Raw genomic sequence first — 16464 nt, 5'->3', positions numbered from 1 at the left:
CTTGCCGCCCATGCGCCGCGGAATGCCGGTTCGCGTCGAAAGCCCCGAACCGTCATCCCCGCCATGACAGGTCTTTGACAGCTTCGACCGCCTAGCCTGCGCTGGAGGGGTTGGGACAGGCCGTCCGGGCCGACCCAACTATAAGCGCCCATCGCGCCGTTGTGCGCGAAAAGAGGCGGGAAAAGAAGGGTCGGGAGAGAAATCGATGGCTGTTGCCCCCCGCGCCGGCGCGTGCGTCGCGCTGTGCCTGCTCGCCGCGTCCGCCGGCTCCGTCGCGGCCGCCGAAGGCGCCGACGATCGCCCCGTGACCGCCGAACTCGGCGGCCGCATCCACTGGGATTTCGCCGAATTCGACAACGACCGCCGCGGCGCGCCGAACCCCGACGACACCGAAGTGCGGCGGCTGTGGCTGGACGTGTCGGGCAAGTTCTACGGCTGGGGCTACAAGATCGAAGGCGACTTCGCCGGCCTGCAGGACGAGTTCAAGGGCGACAGCGTCGAGGCCAAGGACGTCTACGTCACCCGCGATTTCAAGGCCGGCAAGCTCACCGTCGGCCAGTTCAAGCAGTACTTCACCCTCGACGACCGGATCAGCTCGAACTACGGCGTGTTCATGGAGCGCAGCATGTTCGCCAGCTCGGTGGCGCCGCTGTACCGGCTCGGCGCGGCATGGATCACCGCGCGCGACGACTACACCATCGGCGGCAGCGTCTACAGCCTGGAAAGCATCGACGTGTGGCAGGTCAAGGGCCGCGCGTTCGGCGCGCGCGGCACCTGGGCGCCGCGCCACGACACCGGCGACGCGCTGCACCTGGGCCTGTCGCTGGCGCGCGAGTATTACGATCACCCGGGCCGCGACGGCGCCAACGGCTTGCGCATCGCCCCGCGCCCGGCCGGGCATTTGTCCGACAACAGCCGCGCGACCCTGGTCAACTTCAACCGCGGCCTCGACACCGACGTCGACAAGTACTCACTGGAGTTCGCACTGGCGCGCGGCCCGGTCTACCTGCAGTCCGAACTCAGCGGCGCGGACTTCGACGACGGCAGCCAGCGCGGCGAGATCCGCTCGGCTTACGCCACCGTCGGCTGGTTCATCACCGGCGAAAACATGCCCTACGACACCAAGTCCGGCCGCTTCGGCCGGGTCAAGCCGTCGCGCCCGAACGGCGCCTGGGTGGTCGCGGCGCGCTACGACACCATCCGCGGCAAGCAGCACCTCAACGGCGCGGCCGACTTCAGCGACGTGTCGATGGAGCAGACCAGCGTCGGCGTGAACTGGCACCTGCGCGCGAACCTGCGCTTCATGCTCGACTGGATCGAGAGCCGCAATCGGGATCGGCTCGCCGGCGTGACGCTCGACCGCACGCGCGCGGTGACGGGGCGGTTCCAGTACGACTTCTAAGACAGGAGCGAGCGTAGAGGAGTGAGGAGTGAGCGAGAGCGCGTTCCCCTCCCCTCCGGCTTTCGCTCGCTCCTCACTCCTCTACGCTCACTTCTCGCTTTACGGAGCCAATAATGCTGACGATCCTCGGCTTCGGCATGGTCCTCACCTTCATGTACCTGATCATGAGCAAGCGGCTGTCGCCGCTGGTGGCTCTGATCGTGATCCCGATCGCCTTCGCCCTGGCCGGCGGTTTCGGCGCCGGGATCGGCGAGATGATGATCGAGGGGATCAAGAAGATCGCGCCGACCGGCGTGATGCTGATGTTCGCCATCCTCTACTTCGGGGTGATGATCGACGCCGGCCTGTTCGACCCCATCGTCAAGCGCATCCTCAAGCTGGTGAAGGGCGATCCGGTCAAGATCGTGGTCGGCACCGCGGTGTTGGCGATGCTGATCTCGCTCGACGGCGACGGCTCGACCACCTACATGATCACCGTCTCGGCGATGCTGCCGCTGTTCCAGCGCCTGCGCATGAACGCCTTGAACCTGACCTGCGTGACCATCCTCGCCAGCGGCGTGATGAACCTGACGCCGTGGGGCGGCCCGACCGCGCGCGCGGCGACCGCGCTGCACGTCGACCCCAGCGAGGTGTTCGTGCCGCTGATCCCGGCGATGGTGGTGTCGCTGCTGAGCATCCTACTGCTGGCGTGGTACCTCGGCCTGCGCGAACGCAAGCGCCTGGGCATCGTCACCCTGCACGGCCACGCAGCCGACTGGAATCCCGAGCTCGACACCGCCAGCGACAACCTGCCGACCCTGGCCGACAGCGAGGACACCAAGCGGCCGAAGCTGCTGTGGGTCAACGCCGGCCTGACCACCGCGCTGATGGCGGCGCTGATCCTGGGCCTGCTGCCGCTGCCGGTGTTGTTCATGATCGGCTTCGCGATCGCGCTGGTGATCAACTACCCGGACCTCGCCGAACAGCGCCGGCGCATCGGCAACCACGCCGGCAATGTGCTCGCGGTGGTGTCGCTGATCTTCGCCGCCGGCATCTTCACCGGGATTTTGTCCAACACCGGCATGGTCGAGGCGATGTCGCGCAGCTTCCTGGCGGTGATCCCCGACGCCTGGGGCCCGTACCTGGCGGTGATCACCGCCATCGCCAGCATGCCCTTCACGTTTTTCATGTCCAACGACGCGTTCTATTTCGGCGTGCTGCCGATCCTGTCGGAAGCGGCCGGTCACTACGGCATCACCCCGGTGGAGATGGCGCGCGCCTCGCTGGCCGGACAGCCGGTGCACCTGCTGAGCCCGCTGGTGCCGTCGACCTATCTGCTGGTCGGCATGGCCAATGTGGACTTCGCCGACCACCAGAAGTTCACCCTGAAATGGGCGGTGATGGTATCGCTGGTGCTGATGTTCGCTTCGCTCGGATTCGCGCTCTACCCGTTCGCCGCCTGACGGCCACGAGGAGTGAGCGGAGAGGAGTGAGGAGTGAGAAAAGCGCTCCTGCTCCTGCTGCTGCCCTTGCTCACTCCTCACTCCTCTCCGCTCACTCCTCGCCCCAAAGAGGCACACATGACTCTCCGCATCGCCTACGTCACCAGCGGCATGGGCAGCCTGGGCACCGCGATCTGCCGCAAGCTCGCCGACAGCGGCCACACCGTGGTCGCCGGTTGCGGGCCGAATTCGCCGCGCAAGGCCGGCTGGCTGCGCGAGCAACGCGAGCTGGGCTACGACTTCATCGCCTCGGAAGGCAACGCCGCCGACTGGGACTCCACCGTCGCCGCGTTCGCCAAGGTCAAGGCCGAGGTCGGCGAGGTCGACGTGCTGGTCAACAACGCCGGCGGCACCCGCGACGTGCTGTTCCGGCAGATGAGCCGCGACGACTGGAACGCGGTCATGGCCGGCAATCTCAATACCTTGTTCAACATCACCAAGCAGGTCGTCGACGGCATGGCCGCGCGCGGCTGGGGCCGGATCGTCAACATCGGCTCGGTCAGCGCGCAGAAGGGCCAGATCGGCCAGGTCAACTACGCCACCGCCAAGGCCGCGATGCACGGCTTCACCCGCGCGCTGGCGCAGGAGTTCGCCGCGCGCGGGGTCACCGTCAACACGATCTCGCCGGGCTACGTCGCCAGCGCCGCGATCAGCGCGTTCCCGCCCGACGTGCTCGACCGCCTGGCCGCGTCGGTGCCGGTGCGCCGGCTCGGCAAGCCCGACGAGGTCGCGAGCCTGTGCGCGTGGCTGGCCGGCGACGACGCGGCGTTCGTGACCGGCGCGGATTACGCGGTCAACGGCGGTTTGCAGATGAGTTGAAAGCATAGGAGTGAGCGTGGAAGAGTGAGGAGTGAGCGAAAGCGGCAAGCGCAGTCGGCTTGGAGCTCTTGCTCACTCCTCACTCCTCTCCGCTCACTCCTCACTCTCCTGTAACCACTTCTCGGCCTCACCCAATCTCGCTGAAATCGCCTTCGGCCATGTGATCCAGGCGGATGCGGTTGGCGAACAGCGAGAACGCCAGCATGCCGGCCAATCCGTTGGCGCGGGTGATCCACGGCGGCATCCAGCGCGGCGGCGCCAGCACGCCGGCCTGGAACAGCGGTTCGAAGCGCTGTACGTCGCCGAGGGTCATCTTGCCGGCGAACAACCAGCGGCACAGGTGCAGCTTCTGCTGGCGCAGCGCCCAGCGGAAGAAGGTGTGCACGCCGACCAGGCCGCGCAGGTAGACGGTGTCCTTGGTGAAAGCCGCACCGCCGTCGGTGGGCACGCCGCGGAACACCCGCTGGGCCGAGGCGAAGCTGTCGTCGGGCGATTGCCCGGCGTCGATGAAATAGCGGAACACCTGGATGAAGTCGGCGCCGTCCAGCGCCATCGCCACCGCGTCGATGCGCAGGCTCAGCCGCTTCATCCGGCCGATGTCGATGCTGCCGGTGATCTGTTCGGCGAAGGTCGCCAGCCCTTCCTGGGTCGCGGTGCTGCGCGGCGAGGACAGCGCCAGGCTCGGCAGCACCGGCTGCAGGCGGCCGTTGAGCGCGGTCAGCGAATGCACGAAGGCTTCGTGCTGCAGCAGCTGGTGGCGGTCGTAATCGCTGAAGGCCGCGCCGCTGCGCAGGCGGATGCGGGTGGCGCCGGCCGCGGCCTTGGCGATCAGGTCGGGGTCCAGCACCACGTCGATCACCCGGCTGTCGAAGTAGTCGTCGAGGTCGCGCTGCAATTGCAGGCTCAGCGCGGTCGCCGAGATCTGCACGGTCTCGGCCGGCGACATCAACTCGCGGTCGAGTTCGTTGGCGATCGAAATGAAATGGTTGGCGGCCTCGCGCGTGCTCGGGCCCTGGCCCGGCAACGCCACGTCGGGCTTGCCGAACAGCTGCACCGAATAATCGGTAACCCGGCGGGTGCCCAGGCATTCGAGCAACTGCGCGGCGATGCCCCAGGAATGCGCCGATTCGATCAGGTACTCGCCGAGCGGATGGTCCGGATCGGCGGCCTGGGCGATCGCCTCCAGCTCGGCACGGACTTCGCTGAAGTCGTGCTTGGGATAGTCGATGACCGGCAGCGCCGCCGCGCCGCGCGCGTAGTCGGCCAGGAACTTGACCTCCAGGCCGGCCGGCCAGCTGGCCATGGTCAGCAGCTTGATCCCGCGCGCGGCGCGGACCATGCGCGCGTCGAGTTCGGCATGGTGCTGCAGGTCGGGCGACAGTTCGATCGGGAGGGCGCTCATGCGGCGGCCTCTGGGCTCGGGGGAAAGGGGAGGGACGCGGAACGCGGCAAGCCGGCGCGGGAGACGCGCGGCGCTCGCTCAGTGCCGCCCATATTTCTCGTCCAGGCGCTTGTTCAGGGCCTTGCCGAGGACTTTCTCCTCGGACTTCTGCGCGCGCCGGTTGGCCAGCTTGTTGGCCGCGCCGGCGACTTCCTCGCGCAGCTTCAGGTAGTTGGCGAAGCGCTGCGGGTCGAGCTTGCCGGCCTCGATCGCCGCGCGCACCGCGCAGCCGGGCTCGCGGTGGTGCGAGCAATCGCGGAACTTGCACTGTTCGGCCAGCGCCTCGACGTCGGCGAAGTTCTCGCCGATGTCTTCCTCGCCGGTCGGCTTGAGCTCGCGCATGCCCGGCGTGTCGATCAGGCAGGCGCCCGACGGCAGCGGGATCAGCGCGCGGTGGGTGGTGGTGTGGCGGCCGCGCGCGTCGCTCTCGCGCACCGCGCCGGTCTTCATCCTGTCGCTGCCGAGCAGGCTGTTGGTGATGGTCGACTTGCCGGCGCCGGACGAGCCGACCAGCACCACGGTGCGGCCCGGGCCCAGCCACGGCGACAGCGCCGCGAGCACGCCGTCGCGGTCGCGCGCGTTGACCGCGCGCACCTGGATGCCCTGGCTGAGTTCGACCAGCGCGCCGGTGGCCAGCGCCACCGCTTCGGGATCGGCCGCGAGCGCGGCGTCGGCCTTGGTCAGCACGATCACCGGCTCGGCGCCGCCGCGCACCAGCAGCAGGTAGCGCTCGATCCGGCGCGGGTTGAAGTCCGCGTCGAGGCCGCAGACAACGAACACGGTGTCGATGTTGGCGGCGATCAGTTGCTGCTTGTAGTGCTCGCCGGCGGCGCCGCGCTTGATCGCGCTGTGCCGCGGCAGCAGCGCCACGACCTTGTCGCGCGAACCGGCGCGTTCGATCAGCAGCCAGTCGCCGACGCCCGGGCGCTGCTCCGGCGGGAACCGCGGGCGCTGCCATTCGGGCAGCGAATCGACCGGGAAGCCGGCGCTGTCGGGACCGTCGGAGACCACGTAGCCGCTGCGGTGCTGCTCGATCACCCGCGCCGGGCGGGCCTGGGGATGCTCGGCCAGGAGCCGGCGCCAGGCCGGGTCGTCTCCGGGCGGTGCGGACGCTGCGCCAGCGGGCAAGCCCGGGTCGGGCAGCGCGGAATCGGAAGGGACTGCGTCGGCCGGCTCGGCCGGGAGCGGCCAACCGATCGCCTGCAAGGCGGCCAGTTCGGGGATCAAAGGCGCGGGAGGCGGTTGGGCATGGCGCGATTCTACATAGCCCGCTCGCCGGTTTTGCCGTCGCGCGGTTGGATTTCGGCGCGCCCGGAACGATCCGCGCCGGCCAGGGACATCGCTGGGGAAAACGTTTGCACGACCGCGACCGCGGCCCGGGCTCGGCTTTTTCCGCGCCCGCTCGCGCCCCGCGCCGTACCGGGAAGCTCGATTCAGGCTGTTTACCAGGGCGGATTCGGCTAGTCTGGACGTTCATCCACTTTCCCATGTGACGCCCCGATGTCCTTGCCGCCCCTGAAGACCCGCGAACGCCTTTCCGAAGTCCGTTACGAAATCCGCGGTGAATTGGCCCGGCGAGCTCGCGAGTTGGAGGCCCAGGGACGCAAGCAGATCAAGCTCAACATCGGCAACCCCGGCGCGTTCGGTTTCCGCGCCCCGGAGCACCTGCAGCGCGCCATCGCCGAACGCATCGCCGACACCGATCCCTACACCCACCAGCAGGGCCTGCCGGCCGCGCGCGAGGCCATCGCCGCGTTCCACAAGCGCCGCGGCACGCCCAACGCCTCGCCCGAGCGGGTGTTCGTCGGCAACGGCGTCAGCGAGCTGATCGACCTGTCGCTGCGCGCGCTGCTCAATCCCGGCGACGAAGTGCTGCTGCCCTCGCCCGACTACCCGCTGTGGTCGGCCGCGACCATCCTCAACGACGGCCGCCCGGTGTACTACCGCTGCCAGCCGGAGAACGGCTTCCTGCCCGATCCGGACGAGATCGAGCAACTGGTCTCCAGCCGCACCCGCGCGATCGTGCTGATCAACCCGAACAACCCGACCGGCGCGGCCTACCCGCGCGAGCTGATCGAACGCATCGTCGCCATCGCCGCCAAGCACAAGCTGCTGCTGATGTGCGACGAGATCTACGACTCGATCCTTTACAACGGCGCCCAGTTCGTGCCGGTCGCGCCGATCGCCGGCGACCTGCCGTGCCTGAGCTTCGGCGGCCTGTCCAAGGTCCACCGCGCCTGCGGCTGGCGGGTCGGCTGGGCGGTGCTGTCGGGCGATCCGGTCGCCAGCGGCGATTTCCACCATGCGATGGACCTGCTCGGCGCGCTGCGCCTGTGCGCCAACGTGCCGGGCCAGTTCGCGATCGAGGCCGCGCTCGACGGCACCGACACCATCACCCCGCTGTGCCGGCCCGGCGGGCGCCTGTTCGAGGCGCGGCGCGCGGTGGTCGAAGCGGTCGAAGCCAGCCGGCACCTGCAGCTGGTGGTCCCGGCCGGCGCGCTGTATGCGTTCCCGTCGGTGACCGGCGCGGCCGCGCAAGGCTTCGACGACCACCAGTTCGCGCTGGAACTGCTGGAGACCGAGGACGTGCTGGTGGTCCCCGGCTCGAGCTTCAACGTGCCCTACCGCAACCATTTCCGCGTGACCCTGCTGCCGCAGCCGGAAGACGTGCGCGAGGTGTTCGGCCGGATCGAGCGCGTGCTCGACCGCTACGCCGAACGCGCCGGCGCGCCGCGCGCCGCCGTGGCCTGAGCCGCCGATGGCGCAGTCCTACCTGGCGCTGGGCGACAGCTACAGCATCGGCGAGGCGGTGCCCGAAGCCGGACGCTGGCCGGTGCAGCTGGCCGCCGGCCTGCGCGCGCGCGGCATCGCGCTGGCCGCGCCGCGCATCATCGCCACCACCGGCTGGACCACCGACGAACTGGCGCTGGCGCTGGACCTGGCCGAACCGCTGGGCGACTGGGACTTCGTCAGCCTGCTGATCGGGGTCAACAACCAGTACCGCGGCCGCAGCGCCGCGCAGTACGCCGGCGAGTACCGGCAACTGCTGGAACGCGCGATCGGCTACGCCCGCGGCCGGCCCGACCGGGTCCTGGCGCTGGCCATCCCCGACTGGGGCGCGACCCCGTTCGGCGCCCAGGACAAGCGCGGCGCGGCGACCATCGGCGCCGAGCTCGACGTGTTCAACATCACCGCCGGCGAGATCTGCGCGCGCCACGGCGTGGCCTTCGTCGACATCGCCCCGCTCTCGCGCGAACTCGCCGCGCAGCCGGCGATGTTGGCCGACGACGGGCTGCATCCCTCGGCGCAGATGTACGCGCGCTGGACCGAGCTGGCGTTGCCGGTGGCCGAAGGCCTGTTGCGGCAGGACTGAGCGGCGGCGCGGGACGGCCGGACTGCGGCGGCCGCCTCGCCCAGGCCCCGTCCCGATCAGGCCGTTGCCGCTCCTGCTGAAGCGCCCCGCCTCACGCGCCCCCGCCTGACGCGCAACCAAGCCGCGCGTCCCTCGCGCAGCGTTCGACGGCCGTGCCGCGCGGCCCCGCGCTGGGACGACGAATGTGTTCATTGGTAATACCCGCCGCCGCGGCCGCAAACCGCGGTTTTCGCCCGGGGCCGGCCGGTGCCACACTGCGGGCACCGGCGACGACGACGCCGGGGGAACCTCCGACCCGAATGACTTCAGCGGTACAAGCCATGCCTCCCGGCCAGGCCGTGCGGATCGCCCGCGCCTACCTGCCCGAGCATCCGCTCGGCAATCGCTGGGACTACTACTACAGCCGGGCCAAGCTCGGCAGCGACCCGCTCTACCCCGGCGTCAGCCAGGCGCTGCGCGGCACCCGCGCGCCGCTGCTGGACCTGGGCTGCGGCCTGGGGCTGCTCGCCCATACCCTGCGCGCCGACGGCATCGCCCTGCCCTACCGCGGCGTCGACAGCGACGCCGCCAAGATCCGCCGCGCCGGCCGCGCCGCCGCCCGGGTCGGCCTCGACGGCGCCGGCTTCGCGGTCATGGACCTGTCGCGCGAACTGCCCGAACACCGCGGCAGCGTGGCGATCCTGGACGTGCTGCAGTTCATCCCCTACCCGGCCCAGGCGCGCGCGATCGACGCGATGATCGCGATGCTGGTGCCCGGCGCGCGCCTGGTGATCCGCACCGGCCTGGACGACGGCACCGGCCGCGCGCGGGTGACCCGCGCGGTGGATCTGTTCTCGCGCGCGCTGGGCTGGATGAACGCGACCCCGCGCTACTACCCCGACGGCGAAGCCTTGCGCGCGCGCTTGCAGGCCGCCGGCTTGCGGGTGGAGTTCGCGCCGATGTTCGGGCGCACGCCGTTCAACAACTGGCGGATCGTCGCGGCGCGGGAGTGATCGGCTGCGGGTTGCGGCCGGCTTCGCGGTGGCGGGCGCGCCTGCCGGTGCCAGCGACGCGGGACGGCTTTCGTCGCGATCGGATTTTCGCGGCCGCGGCTTGCGCCGCTCCTACAGGGGCTGCGGCCGCATCGCATCCGGCTGCAAGAACCGCGCCCACGCACGACGCCAGCCCGTCGTTCCGGCGAAAGCCGGAATCCATTTTGCCGTTGCTGTTGCCATTGCCGTTGCTATTCGCTCGGACGCAACCCCACGAAAAGCACACGTCTCGAAGCCCCGGAGGGCGTGCGCATGGATGCGCACGCGCGCCATGGGGCAGGATGCCCCTTATGGCGCGGCCCCGCGCGCCTTTCGAGCCATAGTGGCTCTTGATCCGAAAAAATAAGGCCTTTTCTTTGGTTGCTGGTCTCTAACCTCAAGTGCATCACCTCAGTGAGGCACTGTGAATGGGTCAGCAGTATTCGCATCTGAGCGCAGAAGAGCGCGGGGCCATCATGGTCTTGATCGCCCAAGGGGCGAGCGGACGGCAAATCGCCCAGACGTTGGGTCGGGCGCAAAGCACAATTGCTCGCGAGTTGCGCCGTAATGGGTTTCGGTCCCATTCGGGGCCGCCGCTGCGCGGACGCCCTCGTTTCGACCCTGGCTACGATGCGACCCGGGCGGGCCGGCGGGCCCAGCGACTGCGGCGACGGGCGCGGGTGCGCCGCAAGCTGCGACGCGACACCGTGCTGTGGCGACGCGTGCGCTATTGGCTGGAACGGTGCTGGTCGCCGCAACAGATTGCCGACAAACTGCGGGATCTGTACCCGGACCGGCCCTGGCTGCGCGTGTCGCACGAAACGATCTATACCGCGATTTATGCGATGCCGCGCGGCGAATTGCGCCGCCAGGTGACCCGTCTGCTGCGGCAGGGGCGCAAGTCCGGCCGCCGCACGCGCCAGGGAAGCGACGCCCGCGGCCATCTGCCGGATCTGCCCAACATCCGCCTGCGGCCGCCGGCCGCGCATGAGCGCCTGATGCCGGGGCATTGGGAGGGCGACCTGATCGTGGGCGCGCACAACCGCTCGGCGATTGGGGTATTGGTCTGCCGCCGCACCTTGTACGTCAAGCTGGTCAAGCTCGCCGACGCGACCGCGCACACGGTGCTGGAGGCCTTCAGCTCGGCGTTCGAAGGCGTGCCGGAAAGTTTGAAGAAGACCTTGACCTACGACCAGGGCAAGGAAATGGCATCGCATCGGCAGTTGAGCGAACGCACTGGTTTAGCGATCTACTTCGCCGACCCCCATAGCCCGTGGCAACGCGGAACCTGCGAAAACACCAACGGCTTGTTGCGGCAATACTTTCCCAAGGGCACCGATCTGTCGGTGCATTCTGCGCAGCGCCTCAAAGAGGTGGCGTGGGAAATGAACAACCGCCCCCGCCGTAGCCTGGGCAGGCGCTCGCCCGTCGAGGTGCTCTATGAGGAACTCAAAAACCCGCGGGCGCAGGGTGATGCACTTGGACATTGACTCCGCCGTTACTTTCTTTGTGGCTTCAGACAAAGAAAGTGACCCGGCCGCTTGCGGACGGAAGCTCTTGATGGTCGCTTGTCGTCAAGCGCACGCACACGCAAAGACGAATCCCACCGCGGCACGCCCCCTGTAGGAGCGGCGCGAGCCGCGACCGCGACAACGCAACTACGGCGCAACTCTCGCAATCGCCGCGATGGCGCGGTCGCGGCTTGCGCCGCTCCTACAGTCGGATACGCAACCCCACGTCCGTCATTCCGGCGAAAGCCGGAACCCATGTTGACGTTGCTGCTGCTTTCGCCGTTATCGATGTGTCGCGTGACGACAAGCCACCCTCAAGAGCTTTCGTCCGCAAGCGGCCGAGCTACTTTCTTTTGTCAGCGCGACAAAAGAAAGTAGCCAAAGAAAAACGCTTGTTTAAGGTCACAAGCCACTAGGTCCAGCACCTTTCGCGGGGATGCGCCGTAAGGGGCATCCATGCCCCTACGGCGCACGCGCGCATCCATGCGCGCGCCCTCCGGGTCTGCGAAGCAAGGGCTTCCGGTGAGGTTGCGTGCAAGCCAAGGCAACAGCAGAGACAAAATCAAAATGGATACCAGCTTTCGCTGGAATGACGGCGAATGCGGCCCGGCGTGATCGCCTCGCGCGCGAAACGAACGACTACTCCCGCACTTCGGGCAACACGCAGCGATACCCCAACGCCTGCAACCGCGCCAGCAACGCCGCCATCGTCTCCACGCTGCGCCCATGCCCGGCGCCTTCGTGCATCAGCACGATCGCTCCCGGCGCCAGACCGCGCTCGACCCGCGCCACCACCCGCGCCGGGTCCGCCGCCACCGCGTCGAAGCCGCGCGCGCTCCACGCCACCCGCGCCAGGCCGCAGCGCTTGAGCCCGCGCGCGACGAAGGGATTGGCCATGCCGACCACGGCGCGGAACCAGTGCAGGCGATAGTCCGGCAACAGTTCGCGCAAGGTCCGGTCGGCTTCCTCGATCTCGCGCCGCATCGCCGCCGGGCCCAGCCGCCAGAACGCGGCCGACGGATGGCTGCCGCTGTGGTGGCCGACGCCATGGCCGCGCTGCACGATCCGGGCCAGCAGCTCGGGCCGCGCACGCGCGCGCTCGGCGACGACGAAGAAGGTCGCCTTGGCGCCGTGTGCGTCGAGCAGGTCGAGCATCGCGGCGGTGTCGTCGGACGGGCCGTCGTCGATGGTCAGCCAGACCACCGGCTCGCGCGTGGGCAGGCGCCGCAACACCGGGCTGAACAAGGCCGAGCCGGGGCGCAGCGTGCCCCAGAGCATCGCCGCGTGGCTCAGCGCCAGCGCCGCCAGGCCGATCTTCCAGCCGGCCGCCCACCACAGGCCGAGCACGGCCAGTTGCGAGGCCGCGAACAGCCACGGCGCGGCCTCGGGGTGGCGCGGCGGGCGGTGCGGAACCGTGGGGTTCATCGGCGAACGGGGACTCCGGCGGGGGCGATCATCGTAGCCGGGCGGGGGCGCCGGGGCACGGTGGCTGCACAGGCCTCGTCGCGGGCGAGGCGGGGCGGCGGCGACGGCTTGACTGGCGGCCAGGGCGGTTGTGCCGGTGGCGAGAATGCGGCGGCGGAAACGAAAGCGTCGGGCCTGAAGGCCCTGCCACAACGGCCTCACGGCGCGCCCGGGGGTGCGTGGCGTTCGGGCCTTCGCGGACCTTCCCACGCCGGCAAGCCCCCGGGCCGGCCCGCCGCTGCCTACTTGCATCGCCGCGCCGGCGCCCCCATGTGCCCAGGACTTCCGTCAGCTTCCGCCAACTCCATGTCCCTCACTCCCGAACTGCGTTCGCGCATCGAATCCCTGCTCCAGTCCAACCGCGTCGTGTTGTTCATGAAGGGCGCGCCGGACGCGCCGCAGTGCGGCTTCTCGGCCAAGGCCGCCGGCACCCTCAACGCGCTGCTGCCGCAGGGCTATGCGCATGTGGACGTGCTCGGCGACGGCGAGATCCGCGAGGGCATCAAGGCCTACGGCGAGTGGCCGACGATCCCGCAGCTGTACATCGACGGCCAACTGGTCGGCGGCAGCGACATCATCTTGCAGATGGCCGGCAACGGCGAACTGCACGGCCTGCTCGGCCTGGCCGCGCCCGACCGCAGCCCGCCGAAGCTGGAGATCAGCCCGGCCGCGGCGAAGATGCTGCGCGAAGCGGTGGCCGGCGCGGGCGAAGGCTATGCGGTGCAGTTGGAGGTCGACGCGCGCCACAACGTGCGCCTGCAGCTGGCGCCGGCCGACGCCGACGCGGTCGCGGTGGAGATCGACGGCGTGCGCGTGCAGACCGACTGGATCAACGCGCGCCGCGCCGACGGCGTGTCGATCGACTGGGCCGACGACGAACGCGGCCGCGGCCTGGTCATCACCAATCCGAACGCGCCGCCGGCGGTGCGTTCGATCGCGCCGGCCGACGTGCGCGAGCGCGTGCAGGCTGGCAGCCTGCGCCTGATCGACGTGCGCCCGGCCGACGAACGCGCGCTGGCTCAGGCCGATGTCGCCTTCGACACCTTCGACCACGGCACCGACGCGCTGGAAGGCCTGCCCAAGGACGCGCCGATCGCGTTCCTGTGCCACCGCGGCGGGCGCAGCGCGCAGGCGGCGGAGCAGTTCCGCCAGCTCGGCTTCCGCGAGGTCTACAACGTGGTCGGCGGGATCGACGCCTGGGCCGATCTGGGCGGCGGCATCGCCAAGTACTGAGCGCGGATTCGTCCCCTCACGCGAAGCCGCGGCCTCCGGGCCGCGGCTTCGTCGTTTGCGGCGGGCGCGAACGCGCTCGCCGGCCGACGACCGCGATGCCGGACACGTTCGCGCACGCGCGCGCCAGGCGCCGCCATCCCGCCCCGGCTTGCCGCACGCGGGCCGCTTAGCGATACTCGTCACACTACGCGCCTGGAACTGGGCGCGGCGAGCCCCACCATGGATTCAGGACGAATCGCCTGCGTTGCGCGCCAGGCCGTCTCGCCGCCGGCGAGCCGGGTCCGCCACAGCGTCCCCGCATCCGCTCGCGCGCCGTCTTGCGCGGCCGCGCCCGCGCGGCGCCGACCGCATCCTTCCCCCGACCACCGCAGTACGGCCCCGGCCGCGAGACGGCGCGCCCCGGCGCGCGCGCGCCGCGGCCGGCCGCTGTCCTGAGATCCCGCGCATGCCGCCCATGAAGTCCTTTCTTCTTGCCTCAGTGGTGACCTTGATGACCGTTTCGACCGCCGCCTGCCAGCAACCGGTGCCACCGCCGCAGGTCAAGGCCAATCCGAATCCGCAGCACAAGTACGAAGTCGTGATGACCGTGCGCAACGCGCCGCGCGCGTTCGAGCAGGTCGCCGGCAGCGCCCAGTTCGACATTCCCGCCGAACAGGATGCCTGCCTCCCGCTCGACCAGACCCGCGCGCTGGCCGGCGTGCGCAACCGCCCCAGCGAAACCGTGCCGCTGCAGTTCCGCAAGGTCTCCGACACCGAGTACCGCGCCGAATTCTTCGCCGACGCGCTGCTGGACGAGGACTACTACGGCCTGGGCGTGTGCCACTGGAAGCTCACCGCGGTCGGCGCGACCCTCACCGCCAAGCCGGCGGTGTTCTCCACCGAGACCTGGAACGAGGCCATCGTCAGCGGCGCGCAGCAGGTCACGTTCGCGCCGAAGTCGCTGTTCTCGCTGTCGCCGGATCCCATCGAGTTCCATCCCATGACCCTCGCCGGCGAGCGTGCGCCGTCCGCCGAGGACTTCGAGGTCGTGTTCCAGTCCAGGAAGATCGAACAATGACGCTGCCCAGCCGCGCCTACGCCTCCCTCGCCGACGACTGCTACCAGGACCGCGCCAAGCAGGAAGGCGCGAAGATTTCCGTCGAGGGCCGCGAGTACAAGGTCCTCAAGACCTCGTCGGATTTCGCCAGCGGTTACCAGGGCACGATCTACCAGGACGTGAAGTCCGGCGAGATCGTGGTCGCCCACCGCGGTTCCGAAGGCGGCCTCACCAGCGCCGTGCAGGACTGGGTCGGCGGCAACGGCAACATGGTGCTCAACCGCACCAATCCGCAGATCAAGCACGCCAACGAACTGACCGAAGTGGCGATGAAGCTGGCCGAGCGCTATCCGGTCAACGGCCACGCCGCGCAGGTCTCGGTGACCGGCCATTCGCAGGGCGGCACCCTGGCCCAGGCCACCGCGGCCAAGTACGGCCTGCACGGCGAGACCTTCAACGCCTACGGCGCGGCCAGCCTCGACCTGCACCTGCCCAAGGGCGCCAAGCTCGACATCGTCAACCACGCCCGCGCCACCGACATCGTCAGCGCCGCCAGCAAGCACCTGGGCGAAGTGCGGCTGTACGCGATCGACAAGGACGCCAAGGACCTGCTGGCCGACAAGCAGGATCCGCGCACCCAGGGCGTCGCCGGCTTCGCCGCCGACATCAAGAAGGTCGGCTTCGATCCGCACAGCGTCACCCAGTTCTACAAGCAGAACGACATCTCCGGGCCGCCGCTGCTCAGCGACGCGAACCGCCAGACCTACGCCAAGAACAAGGACATGTTCGACTCGTTCCGCCACGACATCTACCAGATGCGCGCGGTCATCACCAACGGCAAGGACCTCTCGGACTGGAAGTTGCCGAAGGAGCCGACCGCGGGCATGCCCGACGTGCTCAAGCGCGAGATCAAGCACCGCTACGAGGACGCCAAGGAAGGGGTGCAGCAGGGCTACGAGAAGGCCAAGCAGGGCGTGCAGCATGGCTACGACCGGGCCAAGCAGGGCGTGCAGGAAGGCTACGACCGCGCCAAGCACGGCGTGCAGGAAGGCTACGATCGCGCCAGGCAGGGCGTGCAGGACGGCTACGACAAGGCCAAGCGCGGCGCGCAGGACGCCGGCGAGCGCCTGCAGGAAGCCGGCGACAAGGTCCGCGGCGCGGTCAAGGACGGCTGGGACCGGTTGCAGAACAACATCCCGCACATCCGCTTCCCGGGCCTGTCCGCCAACGACGCGCGCCAGCCTGGCGCGCCGCTGCTCAACGAACCGGGCCACTCGCACAACCCGATGTTCAACAAGGCCTTCGCCGGCATGAGCGAGATCGACGCGCGCCACGGCCGCCCGTCCGACGACGCGACCGCGCGCGCGGCCGGCGCGCTGACCGCGGCGGCGGTGGCCGGCAACCTGCGCGACATCGACAAGGTCGTGCTCGGCAAGGACGCACAGCACCTGTTCGCGGTCCAGGGCGATCCGCGCTCGGTTCACCACAACGCGGTGTCGGTGCCGACCGAGCAGGCCATGCAGCAGACGCTGGTGGCGAGCACCGAGCAGGTCGACCGCTCGGTGCGGGGGCAGGAAACGCAGCGCGATCAGCAGCTGGCCCAGCAGCAGAACGAGAGCCGCTCGCGCTCGATGGGCTGAGCGCGCTTCGCGGCGGTTTTGCAGAATCGGGGCGGCCTTGGCCGCCCCGAGTCG

The 16464-nt window shown here is 69.6% G+C and carries 13 protein-coding genes; 10 read left to right on the top strand and 3 right to left on the bottom strand.

The window, feature by feature from the left end; all coding sequences use genetic code 11:
- Positions 1 to 205: 205 nt before the first annotated feature.
- From JHW41_RS02480 to phbB, 3 genes are all read left to right on the top strand, one after another.
- The gene (locus tag JHW41_RS02480) at positions 206 to 1402 is read left to right on the top strand and encodes an OprO/OprP family phosphate-selective porin (RefSeq protein WP_250448906.1); all 1197 of its coding nucleotides are present in this window, start codon (positions 206 to 208) and stop codon (positions 1400 to 1402) included.
- 113 nt (positions 1403 to 1515) lie between these two features.
- Positions 1516 to 2844 carry a CitMHS family transporter gene (locus JHW41_RS02475; RefSeq protein ID WP_078997452.1) on the top strand — a complete coding sequence of 443 codons (1329 nt, stop codon included), beginning with the start codon at positions 1516 to 1518 and terminating at the stop codon, positions 2842 to 2844.
- Between the two features lie 117 nt (positions 2845 to 2961).
- On the top strand, positions 2962 to 3702 hold the full coding sequence (gene phbB, locus JHW41_RS02470; protein WP_250448905.1) for an acetoacetyl-CoA reductase: 741 nt from the start codon (positions 2962 to 2964) through the stop codon (positions 3700 to 3702).
- A gap of 127 nt (positions 3703 to 3829) precedes the next feature.
- On the opposite strand, the gene JHW41_RS02465 is transcribed toward phbB, so the two are convergent.
- Together JHW41_RS02465 and rsgA are read right to left on the bottom strand one after the other, a co-directional pair.
- On the bottom strand, positions 3830 to 5104 hold the full coding sequence (locus tag JHW41_RS02465) for a flavohemoglobin expression-modulating QEGLA motif protein (protein ID WP_250448904.1): 1275 nt from the start codon (positions 5102 to 5104) through the stop codon (positions 3830 to 3832).
- Between the two features lie 78 nt (positions 5105 to 5182).
- Positions 5183 to 6370, bottom strand: coding sequence for a ribosome small subunit-dependent GTPase A (gene rsgA / locus JHW41_RS02460; protein WP_057949315.1), 1188 nt, complete (start codon positions 6368 to 6370; stop codon positions 5183 to 5185).
- A gap of 273 nt (positions 6371 to 6643) precedes the next feature.
- Between rsgA and JHW41_RS02455 the strand changes: the two genes are divergently transcribed.
- The 4 genes from JHW41_RS02455 to JHW41_RS02440 all read left to right on the top strand — a co-directional run bounded on the left by JHW41_RS02455 (position 6644) and on the right by JHW41_RS02440 (position 11016).
- Complete coding sequence (locus tag JHW41_RS02455) at positions 6644 to 7894, top strand: aminotransferase class I/II-fold pyridoxal phosphate-dependent enzyme (RefSeq protein WP_250448903.1); 1251 nt, start codon at positions 6644 to 6646, stop codon at positions 7892 to 7894.
- Between the two features lie 7 nt (positions 7895 to 7901).
- A complete protein-coding gene (locus JHW41_RS02450) occupies positions 7902 to 8516 on the top strand; it encodes an SGNH/GDSL hydrolase family protein (RefSeq protein ID WP_078997456.1) in 615 nt (204 codons plus the stop codon).
- A 320-nt stretch (positions 8517 to 8836) separates the two neighbouring features.
- Positions 8837 to 9508 (top strand): methyltransferase domain-containing protein, encoded by a 672-nt coding sequence (locus JHW41_RS02445; protein ID WP_057949318.1) that lies wholly within the window; start codon positions 8837 to 8839, stop codon positions 9506 to 9508.
- Between the two features lie 446 nt (positions 9509 to 9954).
- The gene (locus tag JHW41_RS02440) at positions 9955 to 11016 is read left to right on the top strand and encodes an IS30 family transposase (RefSeq protein WP_057945874.1); all 1062 of its coding nucleotides are present in this window, start codon (positions 9955 to 9957) and stop codon (positions 11014 to 11016) included.
- A 660-nt stretch (positions 11017 to 11676) separates the two neighbouring features.
- Here JHW41_RS02440 and JHW41_RS02435 read toward each other — a convergent pair.
- Entirely contained in the window at positions 11677 to 12462 is a 786-nt protein-coding gene (locus tag JHW41_RS02435) for a polysaccharide deacetylase family protein (RefSeq protein ID WP_250448902.1), read from the bottom strand.
- A gap of 345 nt (positions 12463 to 12807) precedes the next feature.
- Here JHW41_RS02435 and grxD point away from each other — a divergent pair, with 345 nt between their 5' ends.
- The 3 genes from grxD (at position 12808) to JHW41_RS02420 (ending at position 16410) form a co-directional block, all read left to right on the top strand.
- On the top strand, positions 12808 to 13734 hold the full coding sequence (gene grxD, locus JHW41_RS02430) for a Grx4 family monothiol glutaredoxin (RefSeq protein ID WP_250448901.1): 927 nt from the start codon (positions 12808 to 12810) through the stop codon (positions 13732 to 13734).
- A 490-nt stretch (positions 13735 to 14224) separates the two neighbouring features.
- Positions 14225 to 14791, top strand: coding sequence for a hypothetical protein (locus tag JHW41_RS02425; protein WP_250448900.1), 567 nt, complete (start codon positions 14225 to 14227; stop codon positions 14789 to 14791).
- Positions 14788 to 16410 (top strand): XVIPCD domain-containing protein, encoded by a 1623-nt coding sequence (locus tag JHW41_RS02420; RefSeq protein WP_250448899.1) that lies wholly within the window; start codon positions 14788 to 14790, stop codon positions 16408 to 16410. The genes JHW41_RS02425 and JHW41_RS02420 overlap by 4 nt, the downstream gene beginning before the upstream one ends.
- Positions 16411 to 16464 lie beyond the last annotated feature (54 nt).

The sequence above is a fragment of the Lysobacter enzymogenes genome, assembly GCF_023617245.1.
Taxonomy (GTDB): domain Bacteria; phylum Pseudomonadota; class Gammaproteobacteria; order Xanthomonadales; family Xanthomonadaceae; genus Lysobacter; species Lysobacter yananisis.
Note: the sequence above shows the minus strand (reverse complement) of the source record. Positions and strands in the feature narration are given on the sequence as shown.